Source organism: Spiroplasma apis B31, assembly GCF_000500935.1.
Taxonomy (GTDB): Bacteria; Bacillota_I; Bacilli_A; order Mycoplasmatales; family Mycoplasmataceae; genus Spiroplasma_A; species Spiroplasma_A apis.
The window spans coordinates 342,444-361,254 of sequence record NC_022998.1 but is presented as its reverse complement, the minus strand read 5'-3'; the positions used below and the strand labels follow the sequence as shown (position 1 = coordinate 361,254).

The 18,811-nt window shown below is 28.1% G+C and carries 21 protein-coding genes and 1 other RNA gene; 3 read left to right on the top strand and 19 right to left on the bottom strand.

Going from position 1 to position 18,811, the window contains the following annotated elements; translation table 4 throughout:
* Positions 1–42: 42 nt before the first annotated feature.
* The 10 genes from SAPIS_RS01650 to SAPIS_RS01605 all read right to left on the bottom strand — a co-directional run bounded on the left by SAPIS_RS01650 (position 43) and on the right by SAPIS_RS01605 (position 9,679).
* The gene (locus SAPIS_RS01650) at positions 43–762 is read right to left on the bottom strand and encodes an SDR family oxidoreductase (protein ID WP_023789097.1); all 720 of its coding nucleotides are present in this window, start codon (positions 760–762) and stop codon (positions 43–45) included.
* A 32-nt stretch (positions 763–794) separates the two neighbouring features.
* Entirely contained in the window at positions 795–2,144 is a 1,350-nt protein-coding gene (gene ffh / locus SAPIS_RS01645; RefSeq protein WP_023789096.1) for a signal recognition particle protein, read from the bottom strand.
* A 100-nt stretch (positions 2,145–2,244) separates the two neighbouring features.
* Positions 2,245–3,774, bottom strand: a complete 1,530-nt coding sequence (gene rny, locus SAPIS_RS01640; protein ID WP_023789095.1) for a ribonuclease Y — start codon at positions 3,772–3,774, stop codon at positions 2,245–2,247.
* Positions 3,775–3,992: 218 nt separating this feature from the next.
* Positions 3,993–4,769: a hypothetical protein gene (locus SAPIS_RS01635; protein WP_023789094.1), complete on the bottom strand. Its 777-nt coding sequence runs from the start codon at positions 4,767–4,769 to the stop codon at positions 3,993–3,995.
* Between the two features lie 1,144 nt (positions 4,770–5,913).
* Positions 5,914–6,951 (bottom strand): IS3 family transposase, encoded by a 1,038-nt coding sequence (locus tag SAPIS_RS01630; RefSeq protein ID WP_084203609.1) that lies wholly within the window; start codon positions 6,949–6,951, stop codon positions 5,914–5,916.
* Positions 6,879–7,232 (bottom strand): helix-turn-helix domain-containing protein, encoded by a 354-nt coding sequence (locus SAPIS_RS01625; protein WP_023789092.1) that lies wholly within the window; start codon positions 7,230–7,232, stop codon positions 6,879–6,881. The genes SAPIS_RS01630 and SAPIS_RS01625 overlap by 73 nt, the downstream gene beginning before the upstream one ends.
* 162 nt (positions 7,233–7,394) lie before the next feature.
* A complete protein-coding gene (gene recA, locus SAPIS_RS01620; RefSeq protein ID WP_051372149.1) occupies positions 7,395–8,384 on the bottom strand; it encodes a recombinase RecA in 990 nt (329 codons plus the stop codon).
* A gap of 90 nt (positions 8,385–8,474) precedes the next feature.
* Positions 8,475–8,942, bottom strand: coding sequence for a CinA family protein (locus SAPIS_RS01615; RefSeq protein ID WP_023789090.1), 468 nt, complete (start codon positions 8,940–8,942; stop codon positions 8,475–8,477).
* 36 nt (positions 8,943–8,978) lie between these two features.
* Positions 8,979–9,324: RNase P RNA component class B (rnpB, locus tag SAPIS_RS01610), an RNA gene on the bottom strand.
* A gap of 22 nt (positions 9,325–9,346) precedes the next feature.
* Entirely contained in the window at positions 9,347–9,679 is a 333-nt protein-coding gene (locus SAPIS_RS01605; protein ID WP_023789089.1) for a DivIVA domain-containing protein, read from the bottom strand.
* Between the two features lie 115 nt (positions 9,680–9,794).
* Here SAPIS_RS01605 and SAPIS_RS01600 point away from each other — a divergent pair, with 115 nt between their 5' ends.
* Positions 9,795–10,121, top strand: a complete 327-nt coding sequence (locus tag SAPIS_RS01600) for a hypothetical protein (RefSeq protein ID WP_023789088.1) — start codon at positions 9,795–9,797, stop codon at positions 10,119–10,121.
* 84 nt (positions 10,122–10,205) lie between these two features.
* Positions 10,206–10,694, top strand: a complete 489-nt coding sequence (locus tag SAPIS_RS01595; protein ID WP_023789087.1) for a Holliday junction resolvase RecU — start codon at positions 10,206–10,208, stop codon at positions 10,692–10,694.
* Here the strand turns inward: SAPIS_RS01595 and SAPIS_RS01590 are convergent.
* The 6 genes from SAPIS_RS01590 to SAPIS_RS01565 all read right to left on the bottom strand — a co-directional run bounded on the left by SAPIS_RS01590 (position 10,669) and on the right by SAPIS_RS01565 (position 15,275).
* A complete protein-coding gene (locus SAPIS_RS01590) occupies positions 10,669–11,220 on the bottom strand; it encodes a DnaD family protein (protein ID WP_023789086.1) in 552 nt (183 codons plus the stop codon). The genes SAPIS_RS01595 and SAPIS_RS01590 overlap by 26 nt on opposite strands.
* A 67-nt stretch (positions 11,221–11,287) precedes the next feature.
* The gene (locus tag SAPIS_RS01585) at positions 11,288–11,563 is read right to left on the bottom strand and encodes an HU family DNA-binding protein (protein WP_023789085.1); all 276 of its coding nucleotides are present in this window, start codon (positions 11,561–11,563) and stop codon (positions 11,288–11,290) included.
* Between the two features lie 24 nt (positions 11,564–11,587).
* Complete coding sequence (locus SAPIS_RS01580; RefSeq protein WP_023789084.1) at positions 11,588–12,592, bottom strand: NAD(P)H-dependent glycerol-3-phosphate dehydrogenase; 1,005 nt, start codon at positions 12,590–12,592, stop codon at positions 11,588–11,590.
* Between the two features lie 2 nt (positions 12,593–12,594).
* Positions 12,595–13,908, bottom strand: a complete 1,314-nt coding sequence (der, locus tag SAPIS_RS01575) for a ribosome biogenesis GTPase Der (protein ID WP_023789083.1) — start codon at positions 13,906–13,908, stop codon at positions 12,595–12,597.
* 2 nt (positions 13,909–13,910) lie between these two features.
* Positions 13,911–14,588: a (d)CMP kinase gene (cmk, locus tag SAPIS_RS01570; protein WP_023789082.1), complete on the bottom strand. Its 678-nt coding sequence runs from the start codon at positions 14,586–14,588 to the stop codon at positions 13,911–13,913.
* Between the two features lie 12 nt (positions 14,589–14,600).
* Positions 14,601–15,275, bottom strand: a complete 675-nt coding sequence (locus SAPIS_RS01565; RefSeq protein WP_144083783.1) for a hypothetical protein — start codon at positions 15,273–15,275, stop codon at positions 14,601–14,603.
* A 97-nt stretch (positions 15,276–15,372) separates the two neighbouring features.
* On the opposite strand from SAPIS_RS01565, the gene SAPIS_RS05275 reads away from it, so the two are divergent.
* Positions 15,373–15,549, top strand: coding sequence for a ferredoxin (locus SAPIS_RS05275; RefSeq protein WP_023789080.1), 177 nt, complete (start codon positions 15,373–15,375; stop codon positions 15,547–15,549).
* A 28-nt stretch (positions 15,550–15,577) separates the two neighbouring features.
* Here the strand turns inward: SAPIS_RS05275 and mreB (SAPIS_RS01560) are convergent, their stop codons facing one another.
* The 3 genes from mreB (SAPIS_RS01560) to SAPIS_RS01550 form a co-directional block, all read right to left on the bottom strand.
* Entirely contained in the window at positions 15,578–16,603 is a 1,026-nt protein-coding gene (gene mreB / locus SAPIS_RS01560; RefSeq protein ID WP_023789079.1) for a rod shape-determining protein, read from the bottom strand.
* Positions 16,604–16,975: 372 nt separating this feature from the next.
* A complete protein-coding gene (mreB, locus tag SAPIS_RS01555) occupies positions 16,976–18,001 on the bottom strand; it encodes a rod shape-determining protein (protein WP_023789078.1) in 1,026 nt (341 codons plus the stop codon).
* Between the two features lie 83 nt (positions 18,002–18,084).
* Positions 18,085–18,747 (bottom strand): hypothetical protein, encoded by a 663-nt coding sequence (locus tag SAPIS_RS01550; RefSeq protein ID WP_023789077.1) that lies wholly within the window; start codon positions 18,745–18,747, stop codon positions 18,085–18,087.
* Positions 18,748–18,811 lie beyond the last annotated feature (64 nt).

Genomic DNA, 18,811 nt, shown 5'->3' with positions numbered 1-18,811 from the left:
TAAGAAAATATGTTTTTTAGTTAGTAATAATTATTTTTAGTTTTAAACTGGTTGCTTTGTTGATGAAATAACTAATTCTCTAACAGCAACAGATTGAGGTAACTCGTATGTATAAAGTATCATATCCGCAACTACTGACGGCTTTAATCCACCGTCCAACTTAGATTTTCATTTATTATATGTTTCGATAGAATCTTTATTTACTGTGTTTGAAATAAGATTAGTATCAACAAGAGCTGGTGCTATTGTTGTGACTCTTACATTATATGGTGCTAGCTCTTTTCTTGCTTGTTCACTAATAGCATGAACTGCAAACTTTGTACCATTATAAATTGCCCTGTTTTCAGAGGTTCATCTACCAGCTACACTACTAATATTTATGATAGTACCTGTTAATCTTTCTTTCATATCATTAATCACAATATGCATTCCATTTAAAACACCTTTTACATTAATATCTACCATTTGATATTGTTGTTCAATATTCATGTCAAATATTTTTCCTAAAGGCATAATTCCTGCATTGTTAATCAAAAGATCTGTTTTACCATAAGTATTTTCTGCAAATCGAACAGCACTTTCAAACGCTTTTAAATCTTGAACATCGACACTTTTACAAATGGTATTAGGTAAATTCAACTCTGTCAGTGGTTCCAATCTTCTAGCCAATAACAATAAAGGATAACCTTTTTTTGAAAAACATAACGCTAATTCTTTACCTATACCAGAGGATGCTCCAGTTATTACTACTAATTTTTTCATTTAAAACCTCTAAATATTTAATTATTCAAATATTATCTCATTCTACCTAAGCCACCCAAGTTTGGCATTTTTCCAGACTTCATTTGTTTCGCCATCTCAAGAACTTGTTTTTTTCCTTTGTCAAATTGATTAAGTAAGTCATTGTACTCTTTTTCTGTTCTTCCTGAACCTTTTAAAATTCTTTGTTTTCTTGTGATTGCTTTCAAAATTCTAGGGTCACGTCTCTCTTTTACTGTCATTGAGTCCATTAAAACATTAGCAACAAATAATCGTTTTTGCGCTTGTTCAATTTGTGTTTCATTGATCTTCCCATTCATCCCGGGCATCATTTTCATTAAGCCACTAATGTTACCCATTTTAGCAAGTTGAGCTAATTGGTTTCTCAAATCTTCTAAATCAAATTGACCAGCAAACATACGCTTCATTGTTTTTTCCATAGTTCTTTGGTCTACAACAGCCGCTGCTTTTTCGAATAAAGTATCAACATCACCCAATCCTAAAATTCGGTCGGCCATACGTTTTGGATGGAACTCTGCTAACGCATTTATACCCTCACCCTCACCGATAAATTTAATTGGTAACTTAGTTATATCCGTAATAGATAATGTAGCACCCCCACGCGCATCACCATCTAGCTTGGTTACAATTACACCACTAAGTTTAAGAGTTTTGTTAAATTCCTGACTAACATTTATAATATCTTGACCTGTCATCCCATCAACTGTTAAAATAATTTCTTGTGGTGAAACAGCTTTTCTAATATCATTTAATTCTTTCATTAATGTTTTATCAATTTGTAGTCGCCCAGCAGTATCCAAAATAATAACATCATAGTTATTTTTTTGAGCAAAATCAACTGCTTCTTTAGCTGTTTTTACTGGACTTTGTTTTCCTTTTTCAAAGGTGTCTAGATTATTTTTATTACCCAATTCAACCAATTGATCAATAGCACCTGGACGGTAAATATCTAGACCTACCATTAATACTTTCTTTTTATACTTTTTTGATATTAAATTACTCAACTTACCTACAGTTGTTGTTTTACCTGCCCCTTGTAAACCAGCCATCATGATTATTGAGGGTTTTTTATTGATTTCAAGTGGAGTATTCACCTTACCCAAAATTTCAACAAGTTCTTCATGAACTATTTTTATCATTTGTTGATCGGCTCTTAAACCATCTTGAATGAATTCTCCTTGACTTTTATCTTCTATTTTTTTTATGAATTTTTTGACTACATCAACGTTTACGTCCGCTTCAAGAAGAGATAATCTAATCTCTCTCAAGACTTCTTTTATATTATCTTCATTTAAAGTTGTCTTTTTTAAATTTTTTTCAATAGACTTTTTCATTCTATTAGCTAAAAAATCTCCAAATCCCATTTTAATCAACTCCAATCATCTAATTAATTATAGCATATAAAAAAATGACTAAAATCGGCTTTTAGTTTGTTAATAAAATAAAAAAACCGTTTAAACGGTTTTATACTTTTAAAGATTGTCTGATTTCTCTAATCAAAGTGATAACTATCTCTCCTGGTGTTCTGTTAATAGATGATATTTTGTCCTTGATTTTGTAGACTAATTTTTTCAATTCATAGTCATCTACTAAATTAGGATTAACAATCACTCTTATTTGGCGCCCTGCTTGTAACACATATGCTTTTGAAACACCTTCAAAACTTAAACAAGTTTCTTCGATCTCTCTCATTCTGTGCATATATTCCTCTGAGTTATTATTACGAGCTCCGGTTCTAGCGGCACTTAAAGTGTCTGCAATTGCTACAATTTCTGCATAAAATGATTTTTTTTCAACATCACCATGATGAGCTTCAACTGCGTTAACAATTATTTCATCCATTTTTACTTTGCGCAATAATTGGGCTCCCAATGAGATATGGGAACCTTCTTTTTCGAAGTCTATTGCTTTTCCAATATCATGTAATAATCCTGCCAATAATGCTATATCTTCATCAAGTTCAAGTTCGGCTGCTATTAATTTAGAGAAAGTTGCTACTTCGATTGAATGTTGCAAAACATTTTGACCATAACTATATCTAAACTTCAACTTACCTAAGGATTTGATAACCTCAATATCCAAATTATTGATTTTGAATAGCTCCATAATTTCATAACCAGTTTGTTCGAAAGTTTCTTCCAACTTTTGTTCTTGTAATATCAACTGTTCCTCAATAGCTACAGGTTGAATTTTTCCTGATTTCATCAATGCCTCTAATGCTTTGTAGGCGATTTCTCTTCTTATTGGATTGAAAGAAGATATGAGAATTCTGTTAGGAACCTCATCAATGACAATGTCAACACCACCATATTGTTGGAAAGTTTTAACATTTCTACCTTCCCTACCTATAATTTTTCCTTTTAAATTATCGTCTTCAATTTTAAAAATTGTGGTGTTTTTTTCTGTTGCAACCTGAACAGAACATTTTTGCATTGCATCAATCAATATTTCATTCGCTCTTTGTTTAGAATTTATTAAAAGTTTTTCTTCTTTAATTTTTAGTTCCTTTGCTAAATCTTCAATGTAGGTTTTCTCTGTATATAAAATTAACTTCTCTTTAGCTTCTTCGACATTCATTTCAGATGTTATTTCTAAAATAGAAACTACTTGATCAATCTCTGTTGATAACTTGCTTTTCATTTTTTTTACTTCTATTTGGGATTGAACAAGTTTTTCTTCTTTGTCAGCAACTTCTTCTAGTTGTTCGAAAAGAAGTTTTTTCTTTTTAATATAATCTTTTTCTAGGGATTCTAACTCCTCTTTTTTCAAATCGATTTCTTCTTCAGCTTTAGCCTTCATTGCAGCAATTTCAACTTTTGTATCTGCCATTGCAGTCATTTTTAGCTTTTTTGCGTCGCTCTGTGCTTTTTTTAAGACATTCTTGTACTTGCGACTAAACAGTATATATATTAGTGCGGTTGTAAGTAATACTGATAGCACAACAAATACTGTTATTATGACAATGAATGTATCGTTTTCTCATGTAAATTTCATCTATGTTACTCCTAACTGATGAAAAGCGGTGTTGTAATTCAACACTTTAATTATATACCTTTGAATATCGAAAAAGCATATATCAAAGCAAAAAACTATTTATATGAAACTTATATAAGGCTAATTAACAAAAAGACCTAGTTATAGGTCTCTTTTATTCCAAAAGCTTGTAAAAGCATTAGAGTTTAAATAATATAAAATGCTTATATGAAATCTTTTTATTGTATTTTATTTGTATCAAGAACATTATTTTTAGATTTGTTTTTTAACAAAACTAATCCAAAGATTGTTAAAGTAGTAGATAATATAGTTAACACAAATACTACTGGAGATACCAAAATTATGAAAAGTGTAAATACTCACGAAATAATGCAAAGAACTATTTTAGAGTTTTTGAAATAAATGCTAGATAAGATTATTGAAACCAATGATAATGATATATAAATTGATATAAAAGAGATATTTTTCGCATTCAAATCTAAAATGAATATATTGATTATTTGTTTAATGATACATAAGATAGACGACAATATTATTATGACCTGTGTAACTTTAAAGTAAAACTTATTTTTTTGTTCTCGATTATAATCAAAACCTTCGTAATAATAAATAAATGTTATTAGACCTAAAATTAGTAACCCAACTGCTATTAGTGTTTTTATAACATTAACATCAGCATTTACAAAGTTATCTATTGCAATACAAAATGTAGCACTTAGAAAATTTAAAATCAAGAAAGGAATTAAGGATTTATTTTTTTTATTAATTATTAAAATCAAACCATATATGAAGGTTGCAATTAATAAAACTAAATTAATGGAAGTCGCTGTGATTAAAGAAATAAACCTATCCACATTATCATTCTTATATTTATGATCAAGATAAACGGGGATATTAACCATGTAACCAAAGAAAACATTTACAAGAACTGCTACACCTAGCATGATTATTAAACCTACTAAACATTTTTTATAATTCGGTGTTTTTTTTATCATATTATTCCTCCTTTATAGTTGTATTGATAAATTAGTTCCGTCATCTTACTTAACTTAGAACAAAGACATTCAATATCGTATTCACCACCCGAACGAATATTTTTTTTGTATAGTAGTACTATAGTAAGTAGTTTACTTATTGAAATGTATAATAATGTGATTAGACTTATTAAATTTTATAAGATGCCCTTAATAGTTTGGTTGGCTTATCTAAATATATAAAACAAATTTATTCAAAAACATAATATAAACAATTAATAAGAAAAGTTAAATTAATTTTTTATAGATGACATAATACAATTAGATTTAAAGTGAAATCAAAATTAATAGTTTAAGTTTTGATTTTTTTTCACTTATTTAAATTAATAACTAGGATATTATTCTTGATTGAATGATATTTTGTTAATAATTTGACAGAATAATTTTTTTTATTTTATGACTTAAGCTTTCATATATTTATTTTCATTATATTTGAACTTATTAGCATCTAAATTTAGTAAAATATTATGACTCAAAGAATTATTTCTAAAGGCTTACTTTATTAGTTGATTATTATGTAAAATCTTTGTATTACATATATTCAATTATTTTAAGCTTCAAGTTATTGAAATGTTTTCTCTTGAATATAATCAATATTAACGTCTCTTACAACTTTGTTGATTTATAATTATAAATCTTCTAAAAAATAATCAAGTTAATACAGTTGACAACTTTATTATTTCCTCCTATCGATTAGAAATTACTCTATATTTAATTACTATTGCAGAGTAATTATGAATTCATTATACTTGAATAAAAAAAATAGTAGAATAGATAGTATTTAATTACTAAATTTAAGTATTAATTTTTTTGTTATAGTTTTTATAACATTTAGATGTACTTAATAATATTTACCTATAAATTAATAATCTTCAATATGTAAAATTTATTTAGAATTATAAAAGTAAAAAAGTTATTTTGTAAATATGAATAATTAAAAATACAAGAAAATGTTGAAATTTTATAGACAGCGACTTATTGAAGATATCCTTTAGTAAGTTGATTAACATAAGAAACTCAAAATATATAAACAAAAGATTTTGTAAACTAGGATTTGAGAATGATAAAGATATATTTTAAATTCTATTTACAAATTTCTAAAAGCTTAAAAAAAAAATCACACTTCAAAAGTGTGATAAATATATTTTGTCAAGTATACAAAATGTTTTTTATAAGAATACTTCAACCAAGTTTGAAGTATTTTTTTTCATAATTTGAAATCTAAATAAGCATATGCTGGAGGGCTCTTGTGTTTAATCATTATTCTTTCATAATTGTAAAATTCTATATAATTGTCGATTGCTAATTTCAACTTGAGAAACTCATCCTGCTTTAGTTTTATTTTTCACTCTTCTTTTAATGATGAAAAAAAGGTTTCACACATCCCATTATCAATAGAATTACCTGGTCTAGATAATGATATTATAATATTATTTTTTTTAGCATAACGCTTTGCAAATATAGATGTATATTGATTTCCGTTATCAGAATGGATAATAAGTTTCTTAGATAGATCTTGTCTATGAAGCGAAGCTTTCTCAAGTGTTTTTCTGTAAATATCTATGTCATTTTTTAAAGATACCTCATGACCTACTATGAATCCAGTGTTTGCGTCTTTCAAAACACTTAAATATGCAAATTTTTTATTGAAAGGTATATATGTAATATCTGTAACTCAAAGCTCATTTTTTGAATACAAAGATCAATTTCTATTAACATGATTAGGACCATAAGTTATTTTTTTGACTTCTTTCGGTTTTCTATACATCTTTTTTATTCTTATAACTGAATATAAATTAAATAATTTCATTATTCTTGCAACTTTAGATTGACTTACTACTATGCCTTGATTATTTAAAATTATTTTTATTCTGGGTGCACCATAAATGCCATTGTTTATCATGAATATATTTTTTATTTTATATGCTAAGTCCATATCTATTTTTATTTCATAATCCGGTTTATTTTTACCACATCAGCGATAATAACTCGCTCTTGTGACATTAAATAATTTACATAAAGAAAGAACCGTGTATTTGTTATTATATTTATCTATAGTTTTGTAATACTTTATAATTTTTTTTCTGAATTCTCCATCAGTTCATTGAACTTTTTTAAAACCTCATTCTCCATTTCTAATCATTTCAATTTTTTATTAAGTTCTGCAATTTTCTTATCTTTTGGATCTTTTGAATTGATTCTAATCTTTCCGTTGTGCTTATTGTGTTTTCCAGTTTTTGAAATAAGCGATTCATCACCAAAAACTTCTCAATCTACACACATTCTTCTAACTGTTGAATATGAAATATTGTACATTTTTGATAGGTCTTTATAAGATAAATTTTGATCAAAATGCTTGATAATCAACTCTTTTTTAGTCTCAAAATTTAGGATGTTTGATTTGTTTCCTTTTAAATTAGCCATTTAAAAAATTCTCCTTGTATAATTTTATGTTTTTTTTAACATAATGTATACTTAGAGAATTATATTCATTCAAAAGTGTGAAATAAATTTATTTTTTAATAACAATAAGTTTCTTTGAATCAACAAATTTCAAAATCAATTGGTATTCATTACATTGATTTATTATTTCATAACTTCGTTGATCTTATTTTGAATTTCTAGTAACTTGTCAGGATTTTTAATCAATCAATCTCGAACAGATTCTTTTCCTTGCCCTATTTTCTCTTCGTTGTAAGAATATCACACACCAGCTTTTGTCAAAACATTATAAACAGTTGCAAGCTCAATAACTTCTAATTCTCTATCGATACCTTTATTGTAGTTGATTGTTATTTGACAAGTTTTAAATGGTGGTGAAACTTTATTTTTTACCACTTTTATTTTAACTTTGTTAGCGCTTGGTTCACCATTATTCATAATAGTTTCCCCTTTTCGAACTTCTAATCTTACTGAAGAATAAAATCTAAGTGCTCTACCACCAGGTGTAACTTCAGGATTTCCAAAAATAACACCAACTTTTTCTCTTAATTGATTAATAAAAAGAACGGTTGTATTAGTTCTTGAAATAATCCCGTTTAGTTTTCTTAAGGCTTTTGACATCAAACGGGCTTGTAGACCGATTTGTTGGTCGGACATTTCACCATCTAATTCAATTTTTGGCACTAAAGCAGCAACAGAGTCAACAACAACAATGTTTATTGTGTTAGACTTCACCAACATTTCTAAAATATCGAGTGCTTGTTCACCAGAGTCTGGTTGTGCAACTATAAGATTATTGATATCCACTCCAAGATTTTTAGCATATCTTGGATCAAGAGCATGTTCTGCATCAATAAAAGCTGCTCTTCCACCTAGTTTTTGCGCCTCAGCAATGGCATGCAAAGATAAAGTCGTTTTACCACTTGATTCAGGTCCATAAATTTCAACAACTCTTCCTTTTGGATAACCACCAATTCCAATAGCTTTATCTAATAAGAAACTTCCAGTTGGAGTTGCTTCAATTAGAGAGTTTGCTTTGTCTCCCAATCTCATTATCGAACCTTTACCAAAAGTTTTTTCAATATCTTTTAATACAGCTTTAAATTCAGGATCATCATATATATTATTTTCCATATTTAAAATAGCCTCGTTTTTTGTTTTCTCAAAAATTTCTTTTATCATATCTTCCTCCCAATACATATATCGAGAGAAGAACATATTTTTTTACGTAATCCCTAATTTATTTTTAATTTTAGTTAATAATAAATTTAAAGCTTTTTTCTTATATTTTTTCCTTGAAATATTTTTGTAAATATTCAATTCGAAGAGAAATACTTCGTCCTTAAGCAGGAATCCAACATATGATAAACCACTTCTTTGATTATGTAAATCAATTGGAGTAGCATAACCTGTAAAACCAACAACCACATCTGTGTTTAAAATGTTTTTGGTTTTGTGTAGCATTTCTTTCAATGCTTCTATTGATACTGAAGAATATTTTTTAATTATTTCTGGTTCAATCCCAAGCTGGTTAATTTTAAATTCATCACTATAGCATATAAAACCACCTTTATATACCGTGCTTGCTCCTGGAATATTTGATAAATCACTACCAAATAATCCGCCAGTGAATGATTCACAAGAAGAAATTGTATAATTATTTGCTTTTAAAAAATTAAATAATTTTTTCATTTCCACAAATCCTTAAAAAATATAATGAGACTAATCTGTCATAACCCACGTTCTGTACACAATTGTGCATCAACTATCTATCTATCGCTAAATCAGCGATCCAATTTTTCAGTTCAATTCCCGAAAAACTAGCTCCTCTACCAAAATTTGAGTTTCTTGCTTGTGGAGTTTACCCGTTCCATTTCACTATTTCTAGTTACTCGTCTCTGTGGCACTTTAAAGACATCACCATATGAAAAATCACTTAGGTTAGTCTTGTCGTCATCATAAAAGATGCCTAGGGTTATTTTTTCCCCTAGCACAAACACTACATCCATCTCAGGATGTGCAAGCGTGGAGTTTCCTCTATATTCTTTTTCAAATATAGCAGTTGATTTCAAACCAATCTCACCATATATTTTACACTATTCTTTATTAAACTTCCCTTTTTCTAAATTAGAAATTCTTTCAATTAATGCACTACTTCCCAACCCTTGTCTTGCAAGTTCCTCTTTTTGTTGTTCATTTAATTTTAAATGTGCCATTGTTGAACTAAGATCTGACTTTAGTCTAGCAATTTTATCAGTAAGGTCTTTAATTTTCTTTTCTTGTTTTTGTTCCCTATCAGCAAATAACTTATAATCTTCTGCTATTATATCCAAGAATGCATCAACTTCTTCTACTTTATAACCCTTATATTCAACTTCAAAATCTTTTTGTAAAATATCTGTCCTTGTCAATTTTATAATGTTAGCCATAATTACCCCTTTTCTTCACTTTGAAATATTATATAACGAAATTTAGTTTTCAATCTATTTATTAATTTACAATAATAGCAATCAACATTGCTATAATCTTTATGGAGGTTTCTATATGAAAAATAGTGCGAGATTAATATCAATAATAGGATCAATAATATTTTTTATTTCAGCAATTGTCACATTAATAAATGATCATTCAAAACGATGAAGTTTAGCAGAAGATATTTTTGTAATCATATTTTCAATCTTTTTGATTGTTATTTTGATAATAAAAACTAATCGAAAATTATCATTGTTGTGGTTCACACTTGTCTTATTATTTGGTGTTGTTTATATCATATTATTATTTACAAACTTTAAAAACCTTTTATATTTATCACCAGGTATAGTTTGTTGTATTGGTGGGATAATTGGATTAGTAGCAGTAGCAAAAGATTAAAATGAGTTCTTAAATAACTCATTTTTTTTATAAAAAATGTAATTTGATAAAAGAAATCGGCGATATTAATTATGAGGTGATAATTTGATACTAAAAAATAAAGGACTTTACTTAGAAAGTGTCATAAACTATACACTTGAAAAATATTCTAATGATAGTTTAGCCTACTTTTATAAAATACCTTTGAATTCTACGTTAATTTCTGTTGATAACAATATCCTAAAGTCAAAGCTTACCAAAAACGTTTTTTGTGATTATATAGGTATATATAAAGGAGCCTATATAGAATTCGAAGCAAAAGAAACCGAGTTAGACTATTTTAATTTATCTAACATAAAAAAAAGTCAATTTGAAAAGTTAGAGATTGTTTCTAAAAACTCAGGGGTTTCATTTATAGTTGTTTATTTCCATAAGTACGATAAGTATTATGGATTATCATGAAGTAGTTTGCTAAATTTCAACACAAAAAAAATCAGTTTTGACTGATTTGAAAGAAATGGTTTCGAGATTTTTTTTGATGGTCGTTCACTAGGTTTGATTGATTTTATTAATCATTTAATCAATTGTATCTAGTCAACTTTAAATTATTTTTTTTAATATAATCATTAATTGTTTTTAATAAATCTTCAAAAGTTGTTATATTATTGTTGATTATTATTGATAGTAACTTTGGTTTTGAGATTCCTTTTTCGATATACGAAATTATAAGTTCAATTTCTTTTGCTTCTAGTTTTCTACCAATTAATTCTTCAATAAACAAATAATTAGTGTCATTGGTTAAATTTGAATTTTCTTCTTCAAGTTTAACTATTATTTTATTAAACAATGGAGTGAAGTCTAAAGAAGTTTTCTTACCTTTTTGTTCTAATTTTATTAAATTATTTACCAATAAGTTGTTAATTTCTTTTTCGATAATAGATTTTTCAATAGACATATATTTAGACAATTGAGATGGAGTGAAGTTTTTTTGTTCTTCATTAGATAACTCCATAATTATTAATATTATTGCAAGTTGGTTTTCAGTTATAGATAGTTTTGAGTAATTGAGAATTAGTAAAGTTTTTTTATTGATTAATCCTTTTCTAAAAAAATCAAACACAGGGATTCCACCTTTCAAAAAAAATAAAAGTTGCATAAGCAACTTTTTTTATTAGTGATTAAATAAATTATTTAGCCACAGCTTCTTTAAGTTGTTTTGAAACTTTAAATTTCGCTACTGTAGTTGCAGGAATTTGGATTTTTGATCCTGTTGATGGATTAACACCTTCACGTGCAGCTCTTTCAGTAGTAACAAACTTTCCAAATCCAGAAATTGAAACTTCTTCTTTTTTCACTAAACATGAAACAATTTCGTCAAAAATGAAACTTACCATTTTTTCTGCCTCTGCTTTAGTTGAGTTAAAATTTGCTGATAGTTTTTCTGATAATTCTTTTTTAGTCATGGTTATTACCCCTTCTATCTATACCTATACTACCTTAGCGTATTTGAAAAAATCGTGTATTAATACACTAGGCTTGCCATTATTATATAGTATTTTATACATTATTTCAAAAAAAGGTGAGGAAATTTTGTGCTTTTTGATGATTTTATAAGCTAATTCACAAGCAGCAACACCCTCCACTGTATTTTTGTGAGTTTTTAATACATTTTTAGCATTGTCTTTTTCCGCAATTTGTAAACCTAATGAAAAGTTTCTTGATTTAGGAGAAGTTGCGGTTAATATTAAATCTCCTAATGTGGCAAAATTCATAAAAGTTTCTATTTTAGCCCCAAAATGTTTAGCAATATTGTATATTTCGGCATTACCTATTGTAATAAGTGATGCTTTTGAGTTATCAGATCCGGCAAAACCAGTTAAAATTCCATTTGCGATGGCTACAGTATTTTTCAAGGCGGCTGCTATTTCACAACCTATAATATCTGTTGAAGTTTTAACAAAAAAGTATTCATTTGAGAAAATATCAGCCATTAATTGCGCAACTTCTTTATCTTCATTACAACTCATAACGCAAGTAGGTTTTCGCATTATCACTTCAATTGCAACTGATGGGCCATAAATTGCACCATAAGACTTCATTACACCTTTGTTTGATAACTTGGTTTTTATTTTTTTACTAAGTACATCTAAGTTTTCACTGTCTAACCCTTTTGATACATTTATAATGTGCATTTCTCTTTTTCCATACTTAAGAACATTATCTAAGGCATTATCTAAAGCAAATGTTGGTGTTGATAATATTACTATTTCAGCCTTTTCCATAGCTTGTGCAAAATCGTTGGTAGCGATAATATTATCATTAATTATAAGGTCTCCAAAGAATTTTGAGTTCAAGTGTTTTTCATTGATATCGTTAATTTCGGTATTATCAATTCCAAACATAATAACTGAGTGTCCATTATCCGATAAAACATTAGCAAGGACAGTTCCATAAGCACCAGTGCCAACTATTGCTATTTTCATATTTTTCATTCTTATTTTCTCTCCCTAAAAATTATGTTGATTGGTACTCCTGAAAAATCAAACTGTGATCTTATTTGATTTTCTAGAAAACGTTTATAAGAAAAATGAACAAAAGAAGGATTATTGACGAACAACACAAATGTTGGTAAATAGGCCTCCACTTGTGAAGCATAATAAATTTTCAAACGACCACCATTATGATTTGGTGCTGGATTTATTAGTTGAGCTTTGTTGAAAATTTCGTTTAATAAACTTGTTCTAATTCTCTTCTTGATATTATCTCTCACTAATTCAACTATTTCAAATATTTTATGAACTCTTTTATTTTCTTTGGCTGATATAAAAATGACTTTAGCATAATTCAAATACTTGAAGTAGGCTTTAATCTCCTCTTCTTTCTTTTTCATCGTATTAGATTCCTTATTCTTAACTAAATCTCATTTGTTTCCGATAATGATTATTGGCTTATTTTCTTCGTAAGCAAAACCACCAATATTTGTATCGTGATCTGTTACAGGTTGACTCGCATCCAACATTAATATAACAACGTCTGCTTTATTGATGCTTGTTAAGGACCTTAAATAACTATATTTTTCTAAATTTTCGTATATTTTCCCTTTTTTTCTCATTCCTGCTGTGTCAATAATAGTATAGTTTTTACCTTCTACTTTTATTTTGGTGTCAACACTATCAATAGTGGTTCCAGCAACTTCAGATACAATCATTCTTTCCTCACCAACAATAGAGTTTACTAGGCTTGATTTACCCACATTTGGTTTACCAACGATAGAGATTTTTATATCATCTGAGTTCTCATTCATAGCAAACTTCGGCATTTTTGCTGTTATTGACTCTAATAAATCACCAACCCCAATACCATGTGTTGAAGATATTAGACAAGGTTCTCCAAAGCCAAGAGTCATAAAAGAATATGACTCATCATATGTTTGTTTTTTATCGTACTTATTAACTGCTAAAATTACTGGTTTTTTAGTTTTATATAATATTTTTGCAACCACTTCATCTTCTAGTGTTATACCTTCTCTAAAATTAATTACAAAAACTATTACATCCGCTTCCTTGATGGCGATTTCAGCTTGCATTTTGATTTCTTTTGCGAATGCTGTATCTTGAAGGGTGATACCACCAGTATCAACAATTATAAAAGGCAAGGTCAATCACTCTGCATTTCCATACATTCTATCCCTTGTAACACCTGGTTTATCTTCTACTATGGCTTTTTTTTCTTTGATAATACGATTAAATAATGTAGATTTACCTACATTTGGTCTACCAACAATTGCTACAACACCTTTTCTTGACATGCTTAACCTCTTTCTTGTTTTATCGAATGAATGTGTTTTAAGACTTTATCGACAACTTCATTAAAGGCTAAATCACTAGTATCAATTACTCATGCATCCTTTGCAATTTTTAGCGCTCCAACTTCTCTATTCATATCAGATTCATCTCTTGCTTTAATTTGGTTAAGGAGTATATTGTAATCCACACCTGATAAATTATTTTTTTTATTTTGTTCCATTCTTCTTTGGGCACGAGCCTCAGGCGAGCAATCAAAGTAAATCTTTAAGTCAGCCTTTGGTAGAACTACAGTCGTGATATCACGTCCAACCATTATATTCCTTCCATTTTCTACCATTTGTTTTTGTAAAAACACCATTTTCTCACGAACTTCACTTATAGTTGCGATATATTTGATATTTTCAACAACATCATAATCGTTTATATATTGCGAATAATCATTTTCATTAATTTTTATAGATGAACCATCTATATCTACTGAATTAAGTTTTTTCAATAATTCAATAATTTGATCTTTTTTAGAAAAATTAACATTGTTTTGTAAACATCATTTTGTAAATGCACGGTACATTAGACCAGTATCTATAAATTTAAATCCTATTTTTTCAGCCACTAATGACATAACTGAACTTTTACCACTACCAGCAGTTCCATCAACTGCTATATTAAAATTAGTTTGCATAATAAGAACTCCTTATAAAAAATATGGTGTGATAATAGAAACTATCATTATTATTATTGCCATTATTATGAATATCAAAACACCTTTAAATCTATATTTTTTCTCATACATTTTTCAATCTTTCATTAGTAGTGCTTGAGCTTTTTCTGTTTTATCACTCACTTCTGATAACATTTGCATAGTACTTCTTGTGTCTTGACTTCTAACTTTTTGCACAGTAGCCATAGATATCTCTTGTTCCACCCTTTTATTTAATTGTTGCTTTTGTTTCAACTTATCAATATTTATAGTAAAAATTTCTTCATTTTTTTTCAAACTGTTGAAATAACGAATAAACTTCTCATTTCTAAGTTCAATTTGTTCCTCTATATCACTATTTGGCATATTATTAGCGGGTGTTTCTTTAGATTTTATTTGTTTAAGGTCGTGCATATCTTTTCTAATTTCGTATTTTAAGTCCTCAGATATTAAACTAGTGGACCTATCTTTATCTAAATACGGTTTTTCGATTTGATGTTTTTTATCAAATATATCCAATTTTTCTTTAAAATAATTTACATCTATTTGTTTTAACTTTTCAAAAGTTGCACTTATTATTGATTTTTCATTATGAATTTGTATGTTATATGCTATTTCTTTATTAACTTGGTCATGAATTTGTTTATTTCTTTCCATTCTTGAAATCATATCCATACTTCACCTCTAATCAACTTATATATTATAAATTAATTATGCCACTTTTTAAAATTTTGTTATGATAATGTTAGGTTAAGGAGAAATTTTTATGAAAAAAACTTGAATTGACAAACCTTTATGTATTGGTTGTATGGCTTGTGTTGAAATTGATGAAACAGAAACTCTCTTTATGGATGAAGATGGTTTAGCCGAAGCAAAAGATAATGATCTTGAACTGGTAGAGGCCCAAATGGTGTGTCCTACTGGTGCTGTAAAAATAGGATAAAAAAAATCTAGACAATGTCTAGATTTTTTTAATAATATAACTCTTTTTTATGTTTTTTTAACATCTCTCATATTTCAGATTCAAACTTTTTAGTACCATTTATTACAGCTAATAAAGGTGCTTCACATATTTTAGTAGGAAGTTGAAGAGTGTCTGCAAAATACTTGTCAATACCCTTAATTAAAGAAGTACCGCCACATAAGGTTATACCATTTTTAAATATATCACCAGCCAATTCAGGTGGAGTTTCTTCAAGAACTTGTACGATTAAATCCAAGATTTTAGCCACACTTACTTTTAATACTTCTCTAATTTCTTCTGGGTTGAGTTCTACTGTTCTTGGAAGTCCAGAGACAACATCTCTTCCATAAACATTCATTCTTCTTTCATCAGGATATTTAGCTAATGAACCAATGTTAATTTTAATACTTTCTGATGTTTTAGCTCCAATATCCAAACCATATTGTGAACGCACAAACTTACAAACTTCGTCATTTAGGTAGTTACCAGCAACTTTGATAGATTTTGATAATACAATATCACCAGAACACATTACTGCAATATCTGTTGTACCCCCACCACTATCGACTATTAATCTGCCAGTTGGAGCATAAATATTTACACCACCACCAAGAGCTGCCATTTTGACTTCTTCTTCGATAAATACATACTTCGCACCAAAACTTTGACCTATTTTTTTAAGTGCGTCTCTTTCTAAAGTAGTTACTATTGATGGACAAGCTAAAAGCATAACGCATTCTTTTAAGATTTTTTCTAATCTTAATCTTGAAAATATAAATTTTAATTGTGCTTGTGTAGCTTTTATATCTGTAATTACTCCGTCGACCATAGGTCTTACTATTCTTAAATTTTTATTACCCTTTCCAATCATCTTATAAGCTTCTTCACCAACTGCTACAATTTTGTTCTCTTTAATTTTATAGGCAACGATAGAAGGTTCATTATAAACAATACCTTGGTTACTAATATAAACCAGTGTAAAAGTTGTTCCTAAATCCATTCCCACAAAAATGTGTTTTTTACTATTTATCATATTTACCTCCAGCGAAGAAATGAATAAATCAATAACTTCCAAGTAGATTATAACATTAATAAAAAATAATTCCGTTAAATAGGCTATGTATGGAAATAATTTCAATCATAAATACATAAAGTTCAGCCTTCAGTTGGTTATTGTTTTATAGTTAATTTATTGTATGAATTTCAATACGCTCATGTTTTTCATTCTTTAACTTTTTTCTATAGGCTTTATTATTCAAACTATCATTTGAAAATTGCAAACTTAAAAAACAAAAAATCTAAATTTCGCATAAAATTGTTTATATAGTCGTATATAAAAAGCTAAAAATAATATAAAAAAAACTTGATGTAAGACATCAAGTTATTATATTAGTTGTATCGTTATTTATTTTAAATTAGAGTTTTGATTATGCTTTTTTAATTGTTCATAGATGTAACTTTCATGTCTTTTGGTTCCGTTGATAACTGCCAATAAAGGAGATTGTCCTATTTTTGCAGGCAATTGTAAAGTGTCACCAAAGTATTTATCTATCCCTTTAATCAATGCAGTTCCTCCACAAAGTGTCATACCATTTCTGAATATGTCACCAGCTAGTTCTGCAGGTGTTTCTTCAAGAACTCTAACAATCAAGTCGATAACTTTTGATAAAGGTATTTTTAAAACTTCTCTAATTTCTTCGGGTTTGATTTCGATTTCTCTAGGTAAACCAGAAACTATATCACGACCATAAACTTTCATAGTTTTTTCATCTGGATACTTTGCCAAAGAACCCATTTTAATTTTCACAGTTTCTGCTGATTTTATTCCAACTTCCATACCATATTGTGATCTTATGAACTTCAAGATTTCTTCGTTTAAAACGTTTCCAGCAACCTTGATAGATTTAGAGATAACTATATCTCCAGAAGCGATTACAGCTACGTCAGTTGTTCCTCCACCCATATCTACTACTAATTGACCCATTGGTGCTTCAATATTAATACCACCACCAAGAGCTGCCATTTTAACTTCTTCTTCTACAAATACTGTTTGAGCTCCGAAAGAAGTTGCTATTTTTATTAGAGCACTTTTTTCCAAATCAGTAATAACTGATGGACATGCTAGCAACATAACAGAACCTTTTAAAATCTTATCCAATCTCAATCTTGAGAAGATGTATTTTAATTGTGCTTGCGTTGCTCTTATATCGGTGATAACACCATCAACCATTGGTCTAACAATTCTTAAATTTTTGTTACCTTTACCAATTAGTTTATAAGCTTCGTCTCCAACAGCCACAATTTTATTTTCTTTAATTTTGTAAGCAACTATTGATGGTTCATTATACACAATACCTTGCCCACTTATATATACCAATGTTGACGCTGTACCTAAGTCCATTGATACAAAAATCGGTTTTTTTCCTGCCATATTTCTTCCTCTTTTCAATATAATTAAATAATTTTTAACTACCAATAGATTGTACCAAAAAACCCTTAATTAATGAGTTTTAATTAAAAATCTCGTGGTGCAATTTTATCAATTGTTTTATAAATTGATATAAATATTCCATAGTTTAAAGTAAATTTTAAATAATTAAAACCAATCAAAATTAATGCAAAAGGTAAAGTTTTCAAACCCTCAGCTCCATATAATTTAAGTAAAAAAGAGAAATTTAAAAAAGTATTTCATAAACTAGTTAGACTAATTACAATTAAAGATACAATCAATAGTTTTATATAAACTCCATACTTAACTTTTAGTACAACTTTAGTTCTGAAAATTCATGCAAAGAGAATAAACATCCCCAAAGAGAAACTATCGCTTAAATTCATAGCCAATACTCCTATTGGCTCAGCTAATGGGTCAATACCGATAAATCTCATTCAAGTGGCAGGAAACACAAGTAACATCGCATAAAAACCATTTATAAGTTTTCAACAGATAAGGAATGAGAAAAAACTTATTTCAATTCTTAAAAAATTATAAATCGGTATCAAACTAAACAAAATAACACTAAGCCATGACAAAAATAGATTAAAAGCCAGTAACATTGCCATAATTGTTATTCTTTGAGTATTAAGTCGAAAATAACTTTTCCACCTATCTTTTTTTAAATTCTTATCTTTTAAAATTATATTTTCCTTGTCTGTTGGTAAACTTTTAAAGTTTTTCATAATTCCCCTTTTTCAATAATTTCGCAATTAACATAGTAATTTTACTATAAAATTTATTTGTATA